The sequence below is a fragment of the Arcobacter sp. 15-2 genome (genome assembly GCF_047159865.1).
GTDB lineage: Bacteria > Campylobacterota > Campylobacteria > Campylobacterales > Arcobacteraceae > JAIOSF01.
Window position 1 is genome coordinate 1,988,108 of the sequence record NZ_AP038804.1, and the last position, 24,154, is coordinate 2,012,261.

Here is a 24,154-nt window from a genome sequence, read left to right on the forward strand (position 1 = left end):
AAAAAAAGGAAATAAAATGTATAAAAATATAGAAGTATTAGACAAAAAGAAACATAATGGTATTAAATTTGATGAAATATCTTTTGATGTAGTGGCAAAAAATATTGGTGTTGTTCCTGTTGGAGTTGATGAAATTTTAGATATGAGTTGTTTTGCACCAGTATTTATAAGTGCAGGAGATAATAAAGAGTTTGTAGCTTTTACAGGGATTTCAAAAGAGGTAAATATTTATAATAATAACACAGCATATATAGCAAACTTTGTAAAAACATATCCATTTTTTAATATTATAATAAAAGATACAGATGAAAACTTGAATACAGTTATTGCAATTGATACAAATGATGAGTATGTAGGAAAAAATAAAAAGAATACTATACTTAATCAGAAAGCTGAACTAGAAGAGTTAGCCAACCAAAAAATCGAACAAGTACGAGCTTTGAATAATAAAAGAGAAATAAGTAGAATAATAGTAAAAGAATTAGAAAAAAAAGATTTACTTGTAAAAAAAGATTTCAGAGTGAATGTAAATGGTGATGAAAAAATAATTTTAGAAGAGTTTTATGTTATAAATAGAGATGAACTACTTAAATTAGATGATGCTACACTTGCACTTTGGGCAAAAAAAGGGTGGATGAGTGTGATAGATGCACATACAAAATCTTTAAATAATTTCCAAAAAATTTTTCAAACTAAGTAAAAAGGGGAAAAGACTTTATTGTCTTTAGCATATATGAATCAAAATTATACTCAATACAATCCAAATATTTTTAACAAAAAAGATTTGGATGAAGCAAAAAGAATAATACTCACACATGAGAAAAATATTACGAGTGAAGTACGATGGGAAAATGAAACGCCATATTTAATAGACTCTATCTCAAACAAAATCTCTTTTAACGGGGAGAGTTTAGTAGTTGATTTTGGGTGCGGTATAGGAAGACTTTCAAAAGAACTTATTGAAAAATTTGGATGTAGAGTAGTTGGAGTTGATATTAGTCCAACAATGAGAGAACATGCAACCCAATATGTGAATTCAAATAAATTCCAAGCTATTTCGCCAAAACAATATAAAAATATGATATTTCAAGGTGTGAGGTTTGATACTGCTTTAGCTGTTTGGGTTCTGCAACATTGTATTGATCCTGTATCTGATATAGCATTGATTCAGTCTTCACTAAAAGAAAATGGAAGTTTTTTTGTTTTGAATAACATTCAAACAGCAATTCCAACAAACAAGGGTTGGGTATCGAATAAATTAGATATATTCTCAGTATTAGAAGATTTTTTTGAATTAGAAATAAAACAAAAACTTCCTGTAAGTGCTGGAAATGAATATATCTCTAAGCATACTTTTGAGGCTTTGTATAAAAATACAAAAATGAAACAAATTCTTCAAAATAGTCAAATAATTTTACAAAAAGCAAGAAAAGCTATTGATGAAAAAAAATATAATGAAGCTATAAAATTGTACCTTTATGGTGTAAAAATATATCCATTAAATTACAATGCCTTTAATAATTTAGGAATTTTATACGAAAAACTTGGCGATACTAAAAAAGCGATTATGGCATATAAAAATGCAGTAAGAGTTAATCCCAAATTTGCAAAAGCTATAAATAATATTGGTGTAATTTTATATAAAGAAAAAAACTATGATAAAAGTGCAAAAATATTTCAAATAGCTCTTGATACTGACCCTAGTTATTATGAAGTATATAGTAATATGGGAGCAGCTTTAAATAAAGCAAAAAAATATGAAGAAGCGATAAAGTCTTTGCAAACTGCTATAGAAAAAATGCCTAAACATAGTGGTGCGTATACAAACTTAGGAAATGTATTTAATAAACTACATGAGTATAAAAAAGCTTCAAAGTGTCATGAAAAGTCAATAGAACTGGAAGCAGATGGATACAATGCGTACAGTAATTTAGGGACATCTTATAAAAACCTAGGCTTTACGAATAAAGCTATTAAAAGTTATAAAAAAGCTATAGAATTAAAACCAGATTTTGAAAATGCTCATTTTGATTTGTCAACGGTGTATTTATCTAAAGGTGATTTTATTCATGGTTTAGAAGAGTATGAGTGGCGTTTTAGAAAAGAGGAGATGCAATCTCATATATACAAACATAAACATATATTTTCAAAACCTATGATGAAAAAAGGTGAAGATATAAAAGGGATGACTCTTCTTGTACATAGTGAACAGGGGTTTGGTGATAGTATTATGTATGCTAGGTTTTTGCCACAACTTAAAGCTCTTGGGTGTACTTTAGCAATAGAGTGTCGAGATGAACTTAAAACACTGTTTGAGAGTATGAAGTGTATTGATATAGTTGTAGGTCGAGATGAGCAAAATACACCAAGCTTTGATTTACATCTTCCTATTATGAGTTTAGCTTATATCTTAGATGTACGAGGTTTTAGTGATTTTCCAACTGAACCTTACTTTAAAGTAGAAAAAGATGAAGAGTTTCAACTCCAAAACGACAAAATCAAAATAGGACTTTGTTGGTCTGCTTCTGCAACAGGGGAGAGCTATGATGGTAAAGTATTTGACCTAAGTCATTTTGAACCTCTTATAAAAAATCCAAAAATCCAAATTTATTCGCTTCAAGTAGGCTATGGAAGTGAACAAATAGAACACAATGGATATGAAAATGATATGATAGATTTCACAGACAAATTTTCGGATTTTTCAAAAACAGCCTCTTTTATGAAAGAGTTAGATTTAGTAATCAGTTCTGATACAAGTGTAGCACATTTAGCTGGGGCAATTGGAGTAAAAACTTATACTCTTCTTCAAAAATATCCAGACTGGCGATGGCTTAATAAAGGTGATACATCGTATTTATATCCCTCTATGAAACTATTTAGACAAAAACAAAATAGAATATGGGAAGCTGTATTTCAATCACTCTTTGCTAAAATGGATAAAGAATATAAACTAAAATTAAAAAAATAAGGCATAGTTATTGAATGAACAAAAAAAAGTAGCTAAAAATAGTGAGTTTCAATCTGATCCACTTTTAATAGCTACAAAATTTATACTAGATTTTTATTATGGTGATATTTCACTTGAAACTATCTCTAGTTTTACTCCAAAAACGCAAAATGGTTTTGATGAAAATTGTGTATCTGAGGTGATATCAAATTTAGGACTTTACTCAATAAAAAAAGATATCACTGCAGATGAGATACCAAGTTATTTTTTACCTTGTATTATTTTTGATGCTGAAAATCATCCTATGGTTTATCTCAAAAAAGATGGAAAAAATGCTTATTTGTATGATCCTTACGAAAAAATAGAGAAAAAGATAGAAAAAAATCTTTTAAAGAAATATGTGCAAGCTATCATTATTTTTAGAGATGAAAAGAAAAAAGAATATATAGATAAAGAGAAAAAAAAGTCTTGGTTTTTTGATCCTGTAAAATCTTTTTGGCGTTCATATATAGAAATAGGAATTTTAACATTTTTTATCAATCTTTTTGCTCTAGCAGTTCCTTTATTTACTATGAGTGTTTATGATAGAGTTGTTCCTAATAGTGCTTTTGAAACATTATTTGTTTTAAGTCTTGGTGTTGGTGTTATACTTATATTTGATTTGATATTTAAAAGTGTTCGGAACTATATTATTGAAAAAACAGGTAAAAAGCTAGGTCTTCATCTAGAAGAGGAGTTGATGAAAAGAGTATTACTTATTCAAACTCAATATGATGATATGATGACAGGAAGCAAAGCTAATCTTTTTAGAGAGTTACAACAAGTACGAGAGTTTTTTGCTACGCGGTCTTTGGTTCAAGTGATTGATTTTCCTTTCTTTTTTATAGCTTTGTTTGTTATATTTTTGATATCTCCTGCTGTTGCTGCTGTACCAACAATAGCTGCGATTCTTATACTGATATTTAATGTACTTCTTCAAATACCTATTTCAAATCTTAGTGCTAAAAACCTTGAAAATATGCAGTCTAAACAAAGCTATTTAGTAGAATCAATACAAGGTAGTCAAAGTATAAAACTTACAAACGCAACTAGCACAAAGCTTTTTAACTGGAGAAATATCGTCGCTTTTTCTGATGCTATAAGTTTACGAATACAATCTTTAAATGCTTTGTCTATGAATCTTTCTCAAACAGTTATTCAACTTGTAACCATGTTTGTTATTGTAGTTGGTGTTTTTGAAATAGCTGCTAAAAATTTGAGTGTAGGGGGACTTATTGCTGTTACTATTTTAGCAAGTAGGGCAATGGTGCCTGTGATCAATGTATCAATGATGGTGATACGATTTAAAGAGATTAATGAATCTATAAATACTATTAATAATTTTTGGCATCTTCCAATAGAAAGCCAAAAAGAGTTAGAAGTAGGTATTGGAAAACTTAAAGGGCAAATAGAGTTTAAAGATGTTGATTTCTTTTTTAAAGATAGTAAATACCCATCTTTAGATAAGGTTTCCTTTAAGATAAATAAAGGGGAAAAAGTCGGTATTATTGGACAAACAGGAGCAGGTAAAAGTACTCTTTTAAAACTTTTAACAGGACTGTATACTCCAACTAGTGGGTCTATATATTTTGATGGACACGATACTTCTACTATGCATCCTGTAGAAATAAGACAAAATATTGGTGTAATGCCTCAAGAACCATTTTTATTTAATGGTTCACTTAAAGAAAATATTGAACTTTCAAGACCAATTAGTAAAGAAAAAATGATGGAACTAATAAGTATCACAGGACTTGAAGAGTTAGTGAAAAAATCAGGAAAAGGGGATGGATTGCAAGTAGGTGAAAGAGGAAGTAATCTTTCAACGGGTCAGCGACAACTTGTAGCAATGGCTCGTGCTATACTCAACGATCCATCGATGCTAATACTTGATGAACCAACTTCAGGACTTGATGTTGGCTTAGAAAAAACACTTATAAATCAACTGAAATCGGTTATAGCTACTGATAAAACTGTTATAGTTATCACTCATAGATTTTCTGCACTTGATCTTGTAGATAGAGTAATCGTTCTTAGCCAAGGGAAAATAGTGGCAGATGGTCCAAAAGAAAAAATTCTAGCAGCATTAAGTGGAAATAATAAAAAGGCAAATATATAATGAATAAATTTTTAGAAGAGGAAAAATGGAACTATTATCCTCTCGTTATCCCTATTGTTTTATTTTTTACATTATTTATTTTATGGGCATCTTTTAGTCAAATTGATGAAGTTGTAAGAGGAGAGGGAAAAGTTATACCCTCTGGACAAACAAAAGTTTTGCAACATTTTGAAGGTGGTATTATCTCTGAAATTTTGGTAAGTCCAGGAGATCATGTCAAAAAAGGTGATATATTATATAGACTTGAAAATGAATATTTCGATGCTGATTTAAACTCTAAAGCGATTGAACTTATGGCATACGAAGCAAAAGCTTTGCGACTGCAAGCTTTGATTAATGAAAAAAATGTGTTGGTTTATAGTGATACATTTAGAAGATTATTACCAAGTATTATTCAAAATGAGATGCATATATTTAGAGAAGAAAAAAGTAAATACAAAAATAAAATAGCAATTGCACAAGATCAGTTAAGACAAAAAGAGTATAAACTGGATGAACTTGAATCAAAGTTTCAAAATCTTTCAATAGAACTGCAACTGGCCACTGAAAATATGTCTATACAAGAAGATCTGTTAAAGAAAAAAGTTACATCAAGAAAGAACTATATTGTAGAACTTGCAAAAAAACAAAGAATTTATACACAAATTGAAGAGGTACGAAGTGCTATACCTATAGTAAAAGAAGAGATAAAAGAGTGGCAAAGAAAAGTTAAAACAGTAGAATCAGATGAAAAATCTAAATTATATGATCAGTACTCTTTGATTCAAGTAGAGATCAAAAAACTTCAAGAGAAAAATAAAGCAAATAAAGACAGAGATACAAGAAAAGAGGTGGTTAGCCCTGTAAATGGTGTCATTAATATGCTTTATTTTCATACAATAAATGGTATTGTGAAAGCTGGAGATAAAATGGCTGAGATTACTCCCCTTGAAGATAATTTGATGATTGAAGCAAAAATAAAAACATCTGATCGAGCATTGATATGGGTAGGACAAGATGTGTCTATAGAGATAACATCTTATGACTTTTCAAAATATGGGTTACTCAAAGGAAAACTTATAGGTATAGCACCAGATAGTACAATGGATAAGATGGGAAATACTTATTATTTAGTAAAAATTCAAGCAAATGATTATCAGTTTGATAATGATTCTCCAATTATGATGGGGATGATAGCAAATATTAATATACTAACGACAAAAAGAACAGTAATGCATTATTTACTAAAACCACTTAAAGATATTACTAAAAATTCTCTAGGGGAGCACTAATTTACGACTAATGTGAATAAATTTTATAAAATATATTATTTTTTTATTATTTTACTCTTTTATAATATAAGCTTTGCTATGATAGTGGGTCAATATGTTTAAGGAATATAAAGTATGTTTAGTTTTATAAAGTATCTTCAAGGTTTAAAAGAGAGATTTCAAAGAAATAAAGGTTTGTGGTTTACCACAATTACTGTTGTATCTATCATAGGTATTATTTTAACAATATATCTTATTACCACTATGACAAGTAATGTTTCTGAAAAAGTCTATCAAAGTATGGCAAAAGAGTATAAATTAAAAGTAACAAATTTACTTGATGCAAAACAAGAAGAGTTTAAAAAGATTGCTTTAGTTATCTCAATGAACGATAATTTGTTACAACAAATTGAAACAAATAAACTAGAAGATATTATCTCTTTTGAAACACAACTAAACGAACAATTTTTAAAACAAAGTATAAATAACTACAAAGTTTCTATCTATTCTCTCGGTAGTAATCAAGCTATTCTTCGGTCAAGTGTTATCTCTGTAATTAAGTCAAAAAATACTATTTATGGTATTGAAGTTATGTCTGACGGAGTATATAACACTTATCTACAACCACTTATCAAAGATGATAATGTTTATGGTGTATTAGAAGTAAAAGAATCAATACATAACTATAAAAAAGATTTTAGTAAAATTAATGATGAATATGTTTTTTTATTAGATAAAAAAATGCTGTCTCAAATATCTCTTGAAACTAAAAATGGAAAATACAAAAATATGATAAATGATTATGTTGTTGAACAATCATTTTATGATACAAAATTTACATCATCGATAAGAGAGATTGATAAAGAACTCTTTAAAAGTATGACAAGAAATGACTATTTAATAGATGGGATTTATTATAGAACATACAAAACGATAAATGACATAAACGGTGCAGAAATAGGTATGGTTATGTTGGGTGAATTTATTGACAAAGAGGATGGTTTTGTGAATCTTGCGGATAATATGACAAAAACAGTTACAACAGTAGCATTAGGATTAGTTATCTCTATTATGCTATTTATGTTTTAGGGGAAGTTGTGAGAAGACTTAAAATATTAAAAATTTATTTTGTATTATGGATATTTTTATTTTTTATAGTATATTCTAATTTTGATACTGCCATAACATTTTTTATGGCAACAATTACTTTTAATGTTGCTATTGTAACAGTTCTAGGAATTGGTCTTATTATCATTATAAATGCAGCATTTCAACTCACTATGTTGACAGGAACCTTTGCTATTTTAAGATATAAAAAAGGGAAAGAGTTAGAGTTTTATCTACAAGGAATCAATAAAGTATTTCCTCGCAATATTGCAAATATGTTTCAAAATAGAGCAAGAAAAAAAGTTTTATTTTTTTCAAAACAAGAGATTGATGATGTATCTGAGTGGTTAGACGATAAATTTGCAAATACAAAAACTTATATTACTTTTTTTACAGGTACTGTTTTGATGATAGGTTTATTTGGGACATTTACCGGTTTATTAAAAGCGATTGATGAGATGGGTTCTATTATATTAGGACTTTCAGGTGATATCAATCTAGCTGAAGTTATTGCAGGATTTGCTCAACCATTAGGTGGTATGGCCATAGGATTTGCTTCTTCTTTGTTTGGAGTTGCATCGGCTATTGTTTTAAGTATTATGGGATATATACTTACAAGAAATGAAGCGATTTTTTTAGAAGATGTTAATGATTGGATGAAAGGTCAAATCGTTGAGGGACAAGTTTTTAACAAAGATGGTTCTCTTGGTACTAATAATACATCAGGTGCACCTGCAAACAGTATGTCAGGTGGTATGATGGATCTTTTTGTAGATAATATTAGTGCTTTATCTAATCAAATGGAAAAGTATAATAAATCAAATGAAGCGATGTTTGGGATGTTGAGTGAAAGTATAGATAATGGAAATGAAACAACTCAAAAACAAATGATGATACTTGAAGAGATATCTACAGGTTTAAAAGAGTTAAATATCAATCAATTTTCAAATGCAAATATTATGGAGGAATCTTTACAAGAGGTTTCAGGTGCTATAATGAATGAAAATAAAACTGTAAAAAAGCTTATTGAATTACAAGAAAAAAACAATGAAATGTTGTCGGTATTAATAAATAATCTTAATACTAAAAATGAAACAAACCAAAACACTACAATTGAGAAATAATGGCTAAAAAAAGATGTTTAGAAGAATTTAATCCCTGGCCACCTTTTGTGGATATCTTCTCTTCAACTATTTTAGTTTTATTATTATTTATGTTAATTCTTATTGTAAATTTAGGTTACTATGCTCAATTTAAATTTAAAGTATCATATACAGGTACAGTTGCTACAGATCAAGTTGTACAAGAGTCATCATCACATGCAAATATGGTTGAAAAACTTCAAAAAGCTCAGAAGTCTGAAGAGAAAAAAATTATGAAGTCAAGTATTATTAGTGAAGTTCAAGAAAAAAAAGAACTAGAAAGAGTGGGGCAAGATTTAGTACAAGTTGAAGACAATAAAACGACTTTACAAAATACAATGGAAAAAGAAAATACTATGATAGTAAATTTTGCAGATAAAGAGATTATTGCAGATGATCCGATTATTGTTCAAATAAAAGAGTTTATTGTAAAAATGAAAAATAAATATCCAAAACATAGGGTAATTGTATCATCTTTTGAGCCAACAAATCAGTTAAGTGCAACAGTTGCAAAACAAATTTCACTTGCTAGAACATTAAATGTTCGGAATTTAATAAGAAAACAAAATTATAAAAAAAGTGATGTGAGAATTAGACTCATTGATGATAAAGATAAAGAATCTTTACCCCAAAATGAATCAGGTTATATACTAATTGAAATTAAGGTAAACAGATAAAATGAATAAAATACTTTTTCTTTTAACAATAATAATTTGTATAGTTTCTGGAAATAATATAGAAACTCCTTTAAGCAATTTGTCAGAAACAAAATCTACTATTAAAAGTACTGTGACTAATTTAAACACAAGGATTATAGATACTGATGAATATATAAAAGTATCTTTGATAGATGTAGTATTAGAAACAGTTGCTCAAAGTAATAATGCGAAAGCAGCAAGAGAAAAGGTAAGACAAGCAAAAATAAAAATAGATAATGCCAAAGCTGAATATTTACCGTCATTAAATGGTACTTACAAAATTTCACGAACAGATTCAAGACCTGGAGATAATGATGAAGAAAAAAAGTTTTATAATGATGAAAGTTATAAACTAACGCTAAGTCAAAATCTTTATGAAGGTGGAGAAACTTCTGCCAATATTAAAAATCTTGAAAAAAAATATGAAGTAGAAAAAAACAATTATCGTTTAACCATTGCAAAAGAGATTCAAAATGCTATTAAAGCATATTTTGATGTTCTTTTTAATTTTCAATCATTCAATGTCAATCTTCAGAATATGGAAAGTTTAAATGAAATTTTAGAAATAGTAAATATTAAGTATGAATCAGGTGCAACTTCTATTGGAAATTTAAGTAATATAAAAGCAAATGTGTCAAATGCTGAATCAAAACTCATTCGAGTACAATCAAAATTTAATGAGTCTTTAGAATATTATGAATATGTTGTAGGTGATAAATTTACGCAAACATTTCCATTTGAAGAGAGTTTTGATACTACAGTTGACGACTTTGAAGAAATAGTTGAAAAAGCGATTCAAAATAATATAACAATAAAAAACTATGATTTAAATATAGCTGCAGAAAAAATGAACCTTTTAAAAGCAACTGCTTCATTTAAACCGCAGATAGATTTAGAATTATCTGCTGAAGATATAGTTGATCAAGAAGATTATGAAACTGATGAAGAAAATTATAAAGCACAAATGATATTTTCGTATAATTTTTATAATAAAGGAAAAGATAAAAATCAGATTTTATTAATAAATTCAAAAATTAGAGAGTTGCGATTTCGAAAAAAAGAGGAGATCAGAAAGTTAAAATGGTCTTTATCTAAACTTCATCGATCAATCATTTCAATTACTAATGCGATTGAAAGTAAAAAAGAAGAAGTTGCCGCTTCAGAAGATATGGTAGAAGCATATTGGGATGGTTTCAAATTAGGTGAACAAGATCTTCAAGAGCTTCTTCAAGGACAAAGACAACTGAATTCAGCACAAACAGAACTTATCAATAATAAAAAAAGTACTATTACTGATTACTTTAAACTTTTAGATAGCACAGCAACACTATTAAGTTTTTTTAGATTAGATATAGATGCAGATAATTATATTGACTTTACTCGAAGTGATTATAAAAACTTATTAAAAAGTGAACTTAAACAAAGAACTAAAAAGAAAAATGAAGATAACAATATCACTCTAAATGATATTGTAGAAGATGATACGACAAGTGTAATGGAACATAATGTAAGTACAGGTACAGACCTAAATGTGAGTTTGTCAGATTTAAATACAAGTGACAATATCGAAAATAATGTGACAATAGGTCAAATTAAAATAGTAAAAAAAGATAAACTTGATGAACTTTTAGCATTTGAGAACAAGTTTTTAACTATAGATGAGAATAAATGGACTATCTGGATATACTATTTTGACAAAGTTTATCAAGCTTTAGATTTTGCAAAAGAAAATAATATATCAACAAATAGTTTTATCTTTGATACATTAATAAATAATACGGTGAAGTCTAATATTGCATATAATATTTTTGATACAGAAGAGTTAGCATATCAATCTGTTGAAGATTTAAATATAACAAAAGTTGACACAAAAGTATTACCTATCAAAGATATTAAAACAGAACATAATAATTTTATGAAGAAAAAGTTACAAAAAAAGGTTAAAAAGAAAAAAGTATTTAGTACAAATTCAGTATTTAAACGAAGTTTTCTAAATGCACCTCAAGAATATTATACAATTAATATCACATCACTATCTTCAATGAATGAAGCTGAAAAATTGGTGACTAACGAAAAAATATATGAAAATAGTTTTATTTTTTCTTATGGAGAAGAAAAAGAGTGGGTGAAAGTACTTTATGGTGTATTTAAAACTTATGAAGAAGCTAATGAAAGCTTAATGCAATTAGAAAGTATAAAAAATAGATATGAACCTATTATAGAAATTATTGAATCAAAACAAAATTTATATAAAAAATATCATAATGATGATATACCATCTAATATAATTGAACCTTTTATCGAAGAGACTCAAGTTAAGGATAAGGCAAGTTTTAAAGAGAAGTTTTTAAGTGCTTCAAAAGAGTATTATACTATTAATTTAGCTACTTTATTTTATGAGCAAGATGCAAATAAATTTGAAAATAAATATGCTTCTAAATTGGATTTATTTCTTTTTAAGTTTGGTAAAGAAAAAACTTATTTTAAAGCAGTAAGTGGAGTTTTCTTATCAGAAGAAGAGGCTCTTAATGCTATAGAAAATCTCCCTTATGAATTAAAAAGAAACAAACCAAGAGTAGAAAAAATTTCAAATAAACAAAACCTTTATTGGAAGTATAACACTAAATCTAGTAAGTTGGAAGTGAAATAATATGTCAATCATAAAATCATTTTTATTTTTAGTTATTGCTTTTGTTATAACATTTTTCATAACTTTTTTTATATATTTTGAAGATATAAAAGGTGATGCTGTTTCTAAATTTGAAAAGCAAAACTATAGTACTTTTATCTATATGCAAGAGTTATTGCAAAATACAACTATAGATAATGATTTTAAAAAAATTGATTCTTCTATAAAAACTTTTTTAAGCATAGAGGTTTTAAAAGAGATAGAACTAAAATATAAACGATTTGTATTTTCAAAAAAAGCTCTCGTGCTAAATTCAAATAAAATAAATAATATTAACTATAAACTAAGTGATGTAACAACAGATTATAAATATGGAAAGATTAACAAACTCACTGACAATATATATGAATTTATTCCAAATGTTTTTTTTGATACAACAAAAAATGTTCCTGTTAAGTTTCAATCATACAATGATGGGAATGTGTACAACTCTACATCTAATTTATCTTTTTATAAACAAATAAAACATGAGAAATTAGCAGATATAAATATTTCTGAAAAATCTTGGATGCATAATTTTGTAACATTTAAAAATATTGAAGTAAATAAAAAACTTATGATAGAGTATGAAAAAAAACCTTTTGTGGAGGTTACATATATTTTAAATAAAAATGCTTTGATTGATCAAACTATTTTATTTATCAAAAAAATATTTATCTATTCTTTAAGTTTATTTTTGATTACTCTTGTTATTTTATATCTATTTTATACACAAGTATTAAAAAAAGATATTGAAAAACCTTTTGAAAAAATTGCTGAGTATGTTACAGATATTTTAAATAATAAATATGTGCGTTTAGAAAATATACATACAAAATTATTACATACTGATTCTATATTTAAAAAACTTCAACTTATGTCAAAAAAAGTAGCAAGTTTAACAAACGAATTGAATACAAACAGAGAACTTTTAGCTCGTAAAGATTTAATAGATGAGATAACAGGACTTTCAAATAAAAAAGTTTTTGACAAAGAGATAAGATCTATGTTTATTTCAAATAAGAGTGGCTACATTATTTTAGGGAAAATCAATAATCTTGGTGAGTATGCAAACAAAAATGGAAGTAATGATGCAAACAATCTTATAAAAGAGTTTGGACATACAATAGTGCAGTTATTAAAAAAATTTCCTAAAATAAAAAGTAGCGTCTATAGATTTTATGGTGCTGAATTTGCTTTGATTATTGATTTGGATAATTTAGAAGAACTTAAAAGTATGCTTTATAAAATATCTCATTCTTTACAAGATCATATAAAGGGAAAATATTTAATTGACGGTGATGTTGTTTATTTTGGAGCTACTCCATTTGATAACTATGGTACAGCTGATTCTATTCTAAGAAGTGCACATGAATCTTATATGCAATGTTTTAAAAATAAAAAAGAACTTTTTGTTATTTCAGATAATGCAGAACTTTTAGAAAAAACTAAAAAAATGGAAGTGATTGTACAAGATATAATCCAAAGAGAAGATTTTACGATTCGATTTATTTATGATACATTTGAAATGGATAGTGATAATAAAATAATTATGCAAGATGCATCTCCTATTATTTTAGATACTAACACTTATGAGATGTTCCCTATAGGTATTTTTATTTCTGTAGCAGAAAAGTTAGGACTCTCTTCTGAGTTTGATAAAATTTTAATTGAAAAAGTGTTGAACTATCTAAAAGATGAAAAAATAAAATATAAAATTGCCATCAATCTTTCTATGAAATCTTTAACTGATAGAAAGTTTTTATCATGGCTTGAGGGAATTTTACTCTATAATGAGATTGCACAAAATAATCTTATTTTTAGTGTAACAGCTTTAAATGCAAAAGAAAATTTAGAGCGTTTTAAAAGCTTGAGTGAGATTATTCATAAATTTGATTCACAAATATTATTAAAAAGATTTACACTCGATAGTTTTACACTCGATGAGTTAAATAAGTTAGAGATAGATTATATACGATTAGATAAAGATTATTGCAGTAATATTGATAGTGATAGAGTTAAAAAACATGCAGTAAAAAGTATTATATTATATGGCGAGATGAATAATATATATATTTTAGGTGATTTTGTAAAATCAGATAGTGATTATAAAACATTAAGCAGGTTGGGATTATATGCAACAAGTAGATAAAAAAAATTATAAATACATTTTGATGATAAGTTTTATAACAATATTTTTGTTAGTGGGATGTTCTTCTAAAGATCCATATAAAGGTAGTTCTAAATATTTTGATAATAATATTACAAAAGATCAATTACTGCATGCAGCTAAAAGAGTTTTTACACTTTCTGATAAAAATGCTTTTATTATAGATGCTTATAGAAATGAACTTAATGTAACAAAAACAAAAGCTGTGTATAGAATATACGATATGAAGATAAGAAATGATCATTCTTTATTTGTGGTTGATCAAAATAAAACTAATAAAAACCTCAAAGCTACTTTATCTTTGTATCAAACTTATGGGATAGATGATGAGGATAAAACATACATACCACTTACTAGCAATGCCTATGAACTGTTTTGGTCTAGAGTAGATTATTTAATAGGATTGAACAAAGATTGGGAAAGTTGTAGTTATGATAATATTAATGAAGTTTTTTGTGATTTTATAGATTTGTCGGATAATAATGCAGAAGTATATGACCTTATAGATTTGAATACCTCTACTAATAGTCAAAATATAAATATAGAAAAAATCAAAATTAATACCTCTTATATTCCTACAACAAAAAATAATAGGATGTTAGAAGAGCAAATTATTCATAATCCGATAACCGAATCACAAGATGGAGTTGAAGATAAAAATATAACAATGCAGAGTTTTAAAATCACAGAATACGAAAAACGAGATTTTAACATTACAAAACCTAAGTGGGATGAAGAAGATAGTGTTTTAGAAACTAACACTACAATCAGATAAGTTATGTATCATAAAATATTTATATACATGTGTATTTTTTGTTTTACTTTTATCGTAAATGCTAATGAAAAATATGAAAAGAAACTAACTTTTGAAAAGTATTTTCAAAAAGCAATTAATGGAGATGTAGATGCACAGTTTAACATAGGACTGATGTATTACCAAGGTATTGCTGTTGAACAAGATTTTGGACAAGCTTTTTTCTGGTATGATAAGGCTGCATCATTAGGTAGTGTAGAAGCACAAAATAATTTAGGCTATATGTATGAACATGGAATAAATAGAGAAAAAAATATTACTCAAGCACTGAAATATTATAAGATGGCAGCAAATCGAGGATATACTGTTGCACAACTTAATTTAGGTTTGTATTATGAATCAAAGCAAACTGATAAGTATATGAAAGATGCACTTTTCTGGTACGAAAAAGCTGCAAATAAAGGCTCTATCGCTGCACAAAATAATTTAGCTAAGTTTTATTATTTTGGGAATAATGTAGATAAAGATTATAAAAAAGCGATATATTGGTATACAGAAGCTGCAAAAAAGAATGATCCAGTAGCTCAGTTTAATTTATCTATGATGTATTATAGTGGTGAAGGGACTCCTAAAAACTATGATAAATCTTTTGAGTTATTAGAGAAATCAGCAGACTCAGGCAATAAATTTGCACAAAGAAAATTAGCAGAATTTTATCGTGCTGGAACAATAATAGATCAAGACTATAAAAAAGCTATGAAATATTACCTTTTAGGTGCAAAAGAAAAAGATAATCTATCTATGTATTATATAGGATATTTTTACTATTACGGACATGGTGTTGAAGTAGATAAAAAAAAGGGAATTTACTGGATGCAAAAAGCTGAGGACAATGGATATATTCAAGCAAAAAGATTTCTTGAACGCCATAATTATCAATAATACAATTTTTTGAACTATAGTAAAAAGATGTTATAATAGTATTGATTTATAAAAGAAGGAAAATATTTGAATAATAAAAAAATAGCTATATTAGGTGCAGGTCCTAGTGGTTTAGCACAATTGCGTGCTTTTGAAGCTGCAAGATTAAATGGAGTAGAGAATTTACCCGAAATCGTTTGTTATGAAAAACAAAGTGAAATGGGTGGTATGTGGAACTATACTTGGAGAACAGGTCTAGATAAGCATGGAGAGCCTGTTCATGGAAGTATGTACCGTTATTTATGGTCAAATGGTCCTAAAGAGTGTTTGGAGTTTGCGGATTATTCGTTTGAAGAACACTTTGGTGAACCTATTGCATCTTATCCCCCAAGAGCTGTTTTAAAAGATTACATCATAGGTCGTATCAATAAGCAAAATATCTCTCAATATATTAAATTTGATTGTCCAGTTCGTTGGGTAACTTTTAATGATGAAACGAAGATGTTTACTGTTACAGTGATGAATCATAAAACAGGGAAACAAGAAGTAAACGACTTTGATTATGTAGTGGTTGCTACAGGACATTTCTCTACACCAAATATGCCATATTTTAAAGGGTTAGAAGATTTTCCAAATCGTGTTTTACATGCTCATGATTTTCGTGATGCTTTAGAATTTAAAAATAAGGAGATTCTTTTAATTGGAGGGAGTTATTCAGCCGAAGATATTGCGACTCAATGTTACAAATATGGAACAAAGTCAATAACAATTAGTTATAGAACACAAGCTTTAGGTTATGATTGGCCTGAGGGTATCTCTGAGGCCCCTTTGATTACTCATTTTGAAGATGAGATTGCTCATTTTGCAGATGGTACAAGTAAGCGTTTTGATGCTATTATAATGTGTACAGGATATCTTTTTCATTTTCCATTTATGCCAGATCCATTACGCCTCGAAACAAACAATTGTTTATATCCTGAAAATCTTTATAAAGGTGTTTTTTGGCAATCAAATCCTCAACTTATTTATTTAGGGATGCAAGACCAGTATTTTACTTTTAATATGTTTGATGCACAAGCTTGGTATGCACGAGATGTGATGTTAGGAAAAATAGAATTACCCAAGTTAGATATAAGAGAAAAAGATGAAAAAATATGGTTAGACACATACTCTAAAGTGCAAACTGTAAATGAAGAGATTGATTTTCAAGCTGCTTATATTCGTGAGTTGGTAGATGCAACTGACTATCCTGAATTTCATGTTGAAAAACAAGGTGATATTTTTAAAGAGTGGAAAAAAGATAAGAAAGGTGGTATTATGAGTTTTAGAGAAAAGGCATACCGTTCTACTTTAACAAATAATATGGCGCCAGAACTTCCTCAACCTTGGTTGGAGATTCTTGATGATTCATTAGAACATTTTTTACATATTTCATTTGAGAAAGAGACAAATAGTATACCAAAAAAGTAATTTATGAAGGGTATCATGAAAAGTCATAATAATTTTAAATTTAATCAAATATCAGAAGATACTTTTGAAATATTATTATTAAATAACTGGACAAAAGATACCCTAAGTCAAAATATTGAAGAGATAAACCAACTTAAACTTACAAATAATATGAAGATATTTTTGGATTTTTCAAATCTCGATGAGTGTGATAGTGCTTCTTTTATTTATATTATTTCACTTACTAGAAAGTTTATAGAAAATACAGTTGTTGTAAAAAATCTACAGAAATTTGAATCCAAATATAGATTTTATGAAAAAAACTATCAAGAAAATAGACTAAGTAAGAAAGAGCAAAATACTTTTACAAAAAAGTTTGTTAAGATTTTAGAACAAAAAGTTTCTAACTACTTTTCCTCTTTTGTAGATTTTACACAATTTTTAGGAAAACTCTTCTTCTTTTTTATCTATTCTTTAATTAATCCAAAAAAAATACGGCTTAAAGCTATGTTTCAATATATTGAAACATCAGCTATTAATGCTTTGTTTATTGTAGGGACTACCTCTTTTTTAGTGGGAGTGGTTATTGCTTATCAAGGGGCAGTCCAACTTGAAAAATTTGGTGCTAATATTTTTATAGTTGAAATGATCACAATTACAATGTTCCGAGAGATAGCACCTCTTGTTACAGCTATAGTTATTGCAGGACGAACTGCAAGTGCGTTTACAGCAGAAATAGGGGCTATGAAAATAACTGATGAGATTGATGCAATGCGTACAATGGATTTTGAGCCTACTCTTTTTCTGACACTGCCCCGTATTTTTGCTTTGGTTATATCTTTACCTCTATTGGTTTTTTTTGCAGATGTTATTGGTATATTAGGAGGAATGCTCATTGCTAATATTGATTTGAATGTATCATTTATGGATTTTATTCATAGAATTGAATCAGAAGTTGCATTGAAACATTTCTTGATAGGTATAATAAAAGCAGTTTTTTTTGGTATCGCAATTGCAGTTATAGGATGTTATAGGGGATTTCAAGTCCAAAATAATACTACAAGTATTGGAAAATATACCACTTTGAGTGTTGTAAATGCGATTTTTTCTGTTATTGCTTTGAACGCTATTTTTTCTGTTATTTTTACAGAGATTGGCATATGATGAAGTTTGTAAAAGTAGAGAATCTTTCAACGAAATTTGGAACTAATATTGTTCATGAAAATATCTCCTTTTCTATACAATCAAAAGAGATATTTGGAATTTTAGGAGGGAGTGGTTCTGGAAAATCTGTTTTAGTTAAACAAATTGTGATGCTAAATACTATTCAAAAAGGAACTATCAAAATCTTTGATAAAGATGTTTCCAAGTTAAGTTTAGAAGAGAGTCATTTGATTAAAAAAGAGTTTTCATATCTTTTTCAGTTTGGTGCTTTGTTTTCTTTTTTAACAGTAATTGAAAATATAAGTGTTTTACTGAAAGAATATACGGATTTATCTGATGATATTATTGAAAAGATTGCATATACAAATTTAAAAATAGTAGGACTTCCTAAAAGCTGTGCAAATCTTTATCCTTCTGAAATAAGTGGAGGGATGAAAAAAAGAGTTGCATTTGCTCGCTCTTTAGCACTTGATCCAAAAATTTTGTTTTTGGATGAACCAACGAGTGGTTTAGACCCATCAAGTACACAAATGATAAATCAACTCATACTTTATCTAAGAGATGTTTTAGATATTACAATTGTCATAATAACACATGACTTAGACACAATTAAAACAGTACTTGATAGATTTATTATACTAAAAAAAGATATAATTTTTGATGGAGATATTACTGAAGCTATGAATAGTAATAATAAAGAGATCAAAGATTTTCTGATAAATAAAAAGGGCTAAAATGGATAGTAAAATTAATTTTTTTAAAATAGGAATTTTTATAATACTTTTTATAATATTACTTTTGTCAACTATTTTTTGGTTAGGAAAATATGGTTTCGAGCAAAAAAAATTTGATGAGTATTCTGTATATTTTAAAGAATCAATCTCAGGACTTAGTGTCGGATCTTCTATAAAATATAAAGGTTTTGAAGTAGGAAATGTTCATGAGATAAAAATTAATCCAAACAATTCAGAAGAGATAAAAATAGATATTCTTATTAAAAAAGGAACACCTATAAAAGTAGACAATTACGCTATATTAGGAAACTTAGGAATCACAGGTTTGAAATATATAGAATTAAAAGGTGGTACACAAAATTCACCAATTTTAGCAGAAAACAAACAAGGGATAAAAGTGATTAACTCACAAGCATCGGATTTAGTTTCTTTTTTTGATTCTACTCACATAATAAGCCAAAAGTTTATGAAAGTATTAAATCAAATAGATAAAGTACTCAACAATCAAAATATTGATAGGTTTTCAAATATACTCATAAAAAGTGAAAAAAGTGCAACAAATATAGAACAACTTACCCAATATCTTGTAAAAAATGAGAAAAAAATAGATCAATTATTAGAAAATATTTCTCACTTAGTTGATACTAGTAATAACTCATTTAAGAGTGTAAATAGTAGCGCTAAAAGTTTCAAAGAGTTATCGAATGAATTTTTAAAAGAGCTAAAAGATGGAAAATTTGATATTGAAAATATTACAAGTGAAAGTTTAGATAACTTAGACGAGGTTCTGAATAGTTTAAATGAAACTGTACTAGAAGCAGAAAACCTTTTACATTCATTAGAAGAGAGTCCTAGTGATCTTTTTTTGAAACAAAAGAAAATTCAATATGGACCAGGAGAGATAGATGAAAAATAAGTTCAAAATAATTTTTTTTGTAGTTGTTATAAGCTTTTTTACAGGATGTAGTTTAAAGACACAAGCTATCCATACAAATAAATATACAATAGATTTTAATGCAAAACATAGTGTAAATACTCCTATGTTAGACACAATATATATAAAAAAACCTTTTATAAAAAAAAGTTTTGATACTTATTCAATATGGTATAGTACAAAAGCATATCACTATGAAGAATATGCTATCAATAAATGGATAAGTAAACCTTCTGAAATGATTTATGATAGTTTAGTAAAGGCAGTTGAAACCAGTAATATTTTTCAAGAAACAAATCCAATCACAAATAAAAAAGCTATATCTTATACTCTAAAAACAGAGATAACAGATATTTATAATAGTGTAGAACAAGATAAATCGTATGCAATTTTAAAGATAAAATTTTATTTAGAAAAAGATAGAAAGAAGAGAAAAGTTTTTATATACAATAGAAAAAAAGAATTAAAAGACAACACTCCCTATTCATTTGTGTTAGCTGTCAATAAAAGTTTTGAAGAGTCTGCAAATAATATGCTTGAAATAATATCAAAATAAAGTATCTGAATTTAAGTTACAACTCCAGTAAAGTAAAATGAATATTTTATTTGATAAACTACAGAATATAAGAAAATAGTTGTCATGATATTATTTTGTTAGAATAAAGACTATAAAGTCAAAAAATACAAATTTATTTGAAAAGGTTAAATGTATGATAAAACATAGAAAGAATATAAAAATATCTAGGGTTACTATAAATGGATTTCAATCAAATAATAGAATGTTAGATTTAGAATTAGCAAATGGTAATATTTCAATTATATATGGTGAAAATGGTAGTGGAAAAACAACATTTTTAAAAATAATGAATGCTATTTTAAAACAAGATTCATCAACATTATACAATAAAAACATATCTAAGATTAAAATTATTTATAAAGTTGACGAAGAAAAAAAAGTGGTAAATATTAAAATTAATGAAAATTTTGATGAATTAGAGGAAAATAATTTTAGATATCTTTGGACGGAATTTAATAGTTCTGAATTAGCAGATACATATTCTCTTTCATTTGGTATTGAACGTGGTGTAGTATCAAGTTCTCTTAAAATTGATACAAGAGACATCTTGGATTTTCTAAGACATCCTCGATATAGAAAACCTTTTATTAACACGCAACTTGATATGAGAGAATTTGCTGAATCAATGACAGAATTTTTAAAAAGAACTAATATTCGAAGAGCCAATAGATATGCTAAAAGAGATGAGCTATCAATTAAGGATAGGCACGCATATTTACAAAATATTAAAATGACAAATATAGAAGATTTATTACAAGAAAGGTATATTAGAGCTAGAAATATTGCAACAGAGCAAATTCAAAGTGCTTTATTTGATACTCTGACATTTGTTTTTGAGAAAACAGATAATAATAACGCTAATCAAACTTTTGCAATGGATGGCGAATTTATAGATTCTTTATTTAATAATAAAGACAGGTTAATCGAAGCACTAGATGATGGAGTTGATGAGAATACATTCAAACAAAATATGATTAATAAATTAGAACAAATAAAAGAAAAAAAAGATATTATTGAGTTAATAAATAATGAAATATTATATACATTGATTAAAAATATGATAAAAGAACTTGAAGTTGAAAAACTATTATTAAGTGCAATTAATACTTTTGTAGAACATTTTAATAAATTTTTATCTGATAATAAAAAACTTGTAATTAATTATGATTCAATTAATGTGGAAATTGATAATGTTCCTTATAATCTTGACATATTATCTAGTGGTGAAAGACATATTTTTACATTTTTATCTTTGATTATAATAGAAGGTAGTTATCGAGATTTTATTTTTATTGATGAACCTGAGATTTCATTAAATATAAAATGGCAAAGAATTTTAATGACTTTACTTAATGAGTTAGCTCCGAACACCCAAATTATTGTTGCTTCGCATAGTCCATTAATCGCTAAGAAAACACCTAATGCTTTAGTTGAATTACTAATAGAACGAGTTTAGTAATGTCTGTAAATTTTACTTATGAAGCAGATGAGTTATTAACTGAAGCGATAATGAGTTCAACTCCAATTATAATAGTTGAAGGTAGTGATGATGTGCCATTTTATGAAGAAATAATTAAATCATTAGAAAGAGAAATGGAAGTATATGCAAGTGAAAACCTATTAATTAGTGAGGGAGTATCTGGTTGTAATGGAGTTAAAAAATGTTTAAAAAAGATAAATGATAATGCTGATGGAGTAGATGTTAAAAAATACATATTAGGTATTATTGATAAAGATGTTGGGGATTTTAGAGGGGATCTAGATACAAATATGGAAGGTCTTTTTGTCTTAAAATATTACTCAATTGAAAGTCATTTTATTAATAAACATAATGTAAAATACTTAATACATCAAATAACAAATGCATCTAGTAGTTTACTTGATTCATTAAATTTAGAAGAAGCCTTGTTTGAAGACATTAAAAATGATTTATCTGACTTATATTATGTGTCACTTGATGCATTAAAATCTGAATGTGACATAAGTTATAGTTCAAAATATATATATTCAAATTCAATAATTCAAATACTTAAGGATAATTATGAAGAGAAATTATCAGAGAAAATTGCTGAACTAGATGAGTTTGCATCAACTCTAGGTATTTCAAATACATTCGAAAATTTATTATTTATAGTTAAAGGAAAATGGATGATGGAGTTTTTCATACTTAAAATGAAAACAATATTAGATAATTTAAATACTAAATGTAGTCAGCAAAAACTTTGTCAGTTTTGTAAAACAGATAAAAGTGATCAATGTTCTTTTAAATTATTATTTCATTATGATATAAAAAGGGCAAAGGGGATGTTATTTAAAAATATTAATATTCCTGAAATAAGTTATATTAAAGACGAAATAGCTAAATTATCGGCATAGAATAATTTTGATGAAGATGTTGCACTTTAAGTGTGAATTGGCGAATTATGATGATAAAAAGTGATAATTATTAGTATCAAGGTGTACTTTTGAGTGTACCTTATATGTAAAAGTCTTATTTAAAGGGATTAAATCGAGTAAAAGGTACAACGATAAGCTGAGTTTTGTAGTAAGCAATAATTTATCTACTTGATTTATTACTAAATCAATCTAGCGAAGAGCCATCATCGTGAAGTTTATACCATCTCTTCTTGCTGCCTGGTTGGGTTTACATAACTGTTAAGATTACTCAAAACATTGGTAGGCTCTTACCCCACCGTTTCACCTTTTCCTCATATCTAACCAAGATTGAGGTAGTTTACTTTCTGTTGCACTTTCCCTTAGGTTACCCTAGCCATCAGTTAGATGGAACCATACTTCACAGCAGCCCAGACTTTCCTCTTGAACTTGTTGTTCAAGCTATTGCTTGTTGTACCTTTGTGGAATTATATCGAATATTTATTAAAAATTTATTTTTTAATTAAATCATAGTGATTTGGAATTCGAAATTTAAAGATTTTATCCTCGATATTATGGTTTTGTTGTACTTGAGTAAATTCAATTAAAACACTGTTTTCTAGCTCATCTTTATATGAAATATTTTTTAAACGGTTGTTATGGAGTGTTAGATTAAAATCAATATTATTAAATCTAGAGGTATATAAATTTTGAGATATTTTTTTTGCTTTTTTTAAAAGTGCTAATATATTAATCTCTTTATCTGTTTTTGTCATAATTGCTTGTTCTAGTTCTGGTTCGATTATAGTTATGGTATACTTTTTGATATAAACATATTTTTGAAAAGGTTTTTTATATTCCCATTTGATAAGGTTCGGCTCTTTTATATACAATTTACCTTCATAATATACTTTTGTTCCAGATGGATTTTGAATAGTTTGAATAAAGTCTGTTTCAAGTGTTTTGATATTTTGGAAATTATTGGCATATAGTGGTAGCGTAATGATAAAAAATAAAAAGAATTTTTTTGTAAAGTTCATAAGAAACCTTTGTCTGGATTTTTAGAATGTTAGCATACTCTTATTGTAATCTGCTTTAATACTTATAT

The 24,154-nt window shown here is 27.2% G+C and carries 19 protein-coding genes and 1 other RNA gene; 18 read left to right on the plus strand and 2 right to left on the minus strand.

Annotation, left to right across the window (positions count from 1 at the left end; genetic code table 11):
* The first annotated feature begins 16 nt into the window (after positions 1 to 16).
* From ACMCMH_RS10085 to ACMCMH_RS10170, 18 genes are all read left to right on the plus strand, one after another.
* Positions 17 to 700, plus strand: coding sequence for a SapC family protein (locus ACMCMH_RS10085; protein ID WP_412725175.1), 684 nt, complete (start codon positions 17 to 19; stop codon positions 698 to 700).
* Between the two features lie 18 nt (positions 701 to 718).
* Positions 719 to 2,968, plus strand: coding sequence for a tetratricopeptide repeat protein (locus tag ACMCMH_RS10090; protein ID WP_412725177.1), 2,250 nt, complete (start codon positions 719 to 721; stop codon positions 2,966 to 2,968).
* Positions 2,969 to 2,978: 10 nt separating this feature from the next.
* Positions 2,979 to 5,105 carry a type I secretion system permease/ATPase gene (locus ACMCMH_RS10095; protein WP_412725179.1) on the plus strand — a complete coding sequence of 709 codons (2,127 nt, stop codon included), beginning with the start codon at positions 2,979 to 2,981 and terminating at the stop codon, positions 5,103 to 5,105.
* Entirely contained in the window at positions 5,105 to 6,376 is a 1,272-nt protein-coding gene (locus ACMCMH_RS10100; RefSeq protein ID WP_412725181.1) for an HlyD family type I secretion periplasmic adaptor subunit, read from the plus strand. Before ACMCMH_RS10095 ends, ACMCMH_RS10100 begins: the two co-directional genes overlap by 1 nt.
* A gap of 114 nt (positions 6,377 to 6,490) precedes the next feature.
* Positions 6,491 to 7,444: a hypothetical protein gene (locus ACMCMH_RS10105; RefSeq protein ID WP_412725183.1), complete on the plus strand. Its 954-nt coding sequence runs from the start codon at positions 6,491 to 6,493 to the stop codon at positions 7,442 to 7,444.
* 8 nt (positions 7,445 to 7,452) lie between these two features.
* A complete protein-coding gene (locus ACMCMH_RS10110) occupies positions 7,453 to 8,586 on the plus strand; it encodes a hypothetical protein (RefSeq protein WP_412725185.1) in 1,134 nt (377 codons plus the stop codon).
* Positions 8,586 to 9,281 (plus strand): hypothetical protein, encoded by a 696-nt coding sequence (locus tag ACMCMH_RS10115; protein WP_412725187.1) that lies wholly within the window; start codon positions 8,586 to 8,588, stop codon positions 9,279 to 9,281. The genes ACMCMH_RS10110 and ACMCMH_RS10115 overlap by 1 nt, the downstream gene beginning before the upstream one ends.
* 1 nt (position 9,282) lies before the next feature.
* On the plus strand, positions 9,283 to 11,952 hold the full coding sequence (locus tag ACMCMH_RS10120) for a TolC family protein (protein ID WP_412725189.1): 2,670 nt from the start codon (positions 9,283 to 9,285) through the stop codon (positions 11,950 to 11,952).
* A 1-nt stretch (position 11,953) separates the two neighbouring features.
* Positions 11,954 to 14,122 carry an EAL domain-containing protein gene (locus ACMCMH_RS10125; RefSeq protein ID WP_412725191.1) on the plus strand — a complete coding sequence of 723 codons (2,169 nt, stop codon included), beginning with the start codon at positions 11,954 to 11,956 and terminating at the stop codon, positions 14,120 to 14,122.
* Positions 14,106 to 14,915, plus strand: a complete 810-nt coding sequence (locus ACMCMH_RS10130) for a hypothetical protein (RefSeq protein ID WP_412725193.1) — start codon at positions 14,106 to 14,108, stop codon at positions 14,913 to 14,915. Before ACMCMH_RS10125 ends, ACMCMH_RS10130 begins: the two co-directional genes overlap by 17 nt.
* 27 nt (positions 14,916 to 14,942) lie before the next feature.
* Positions 14,943 to 15,836, plus strand: coding sequence for a hypothetical protein (locus ACMCMH_RS10135; protein ID WP_412725195.1), 894 nt, complete (start codon positions 14,943 to 14,945; stop codon positions 15,834 to 15,836).
* A 66-nt stretch (positions 15,837 to 15,902) separates the two neighbouring features.
* Complete coding sequence (locus ACMCMH_RS10140; protein WP_412725197.1) at positions 15,903 to 17,285, plus strand: NAD(P)-binding domain-containing protein; 1,383 nt, start codon at positions 15,903 to 15,905, stop codon at positions 17,283 to 17,285.
* A 15-nt stretch (positions 17,286 to 17,300) separates the two neighbouring features.
* Positions 17,301 to 18,428: an MlaE family ABC transporter permease gene (locus tag ACMCMH_RS10145; RefSeq protein ID WP_412725199.1), complete on the plus strand. Its 1,128-nt coding sequence runs from the start codon at positions 17,301 to 17,303 to the stop codon at positions 18,426 to 18,428.
* Positions 18,428 to 19,162: an ABC transporter ATP-binding protein gene (locus ACMCMH_RS10150; RefSeq protein ID WP_412725201.1), complete on the plus strand. Its 735-nt coding sequence runs from the start codon at positions 18,428 to 18,430 to the stop codon at positions 19,160 to 19,162. The genes ACMCMH_RS10145 and ACMCMH_RS10150 overlap by 1 nt, the downstream gene beginning before the upstream one ends.
* 1 nt (position 19,163) lies before the next feature.
* The gene (locus ACMCMH_RS10155) at positions 19,164 to 20,078 is read left to right on the plus strand and encodes an MlaD family protein (protein WP_412725203.1); all 915 of its coding nucleotides are present in this window, start codon (positions 19,164 to 19,166) and stop codon (positions 20,076 to 20,078) included.
* Positions 20,068 to 20,652 carry a hypothetical protein gene (locus ACMCMH_RS10160; RefSeq protein WP_412725205.1) on the plus strand — a complete coding sequence of 195 codons (585 nt, stop codon included), beginning with the start codon at positions 20,068 to 20,070 and terminating at the stop codon, positions 20,650 to 20,652. Before ACMCMH_RS10155 ends, ACMCMH_RS10160 begins: the two co-directional genes overlap by 11 nt.
* Before the next feature lie 154 nt (positions 20,653 to 20,806).
* Positions 20,807 to 22,129: an AAA family ATPase gene (locus ACMCMH_RS10165; protein ID WP_412725207.1), complete on the plus strand. Its 1,323-nt coding sequence runs from the start codon at positions 20,807 to 20,809 to the stop codon at positions 22,127 to 22,129.
* A 2-nt stretch (positions 22,130 to 22,131) separates the two neighbouring features.
* Positions 22,132 to 23,049: a hypothetical protein gene (locus tag ACMCMH_RS10170; RefSeq protein WP_412725209.1), complete on the plus strand. Its 918-nt coding sequence runs from the start codon at positions 22,132 to 22,134 to the stop codon at positions 23,047 to 23,049.
* Between the two features lie 137 nt (positions 23,050 to 23,186).
* Here ACMCMH_RS10170 and rnpB read toward each other — a convergent pair.
* Positions 23,187 to 23,527, minus strand: an RNA gene (rnpB, locus tag ACMCMH_RS10175) — RNase P RNA component class A.
* A 31-nt stretch (positions 23,528 to 23,558) separates the two neighbouring features.
* Complete coding sequence (gene lolA / locus ACMCMH_RS10180; RefSeq protein ID WP_412725211.1) at positions 23,559 to 24,086, minus strand: LolA-like outer membrane lipoprotein chaperone; 528 nt, start codon at positions 24,084 to 24,086, stop codon at positions 23,559 to 23,561.
* Between the last annotated feature and the right edge of the window lie 68 nt (positions 24,087 to 24,154).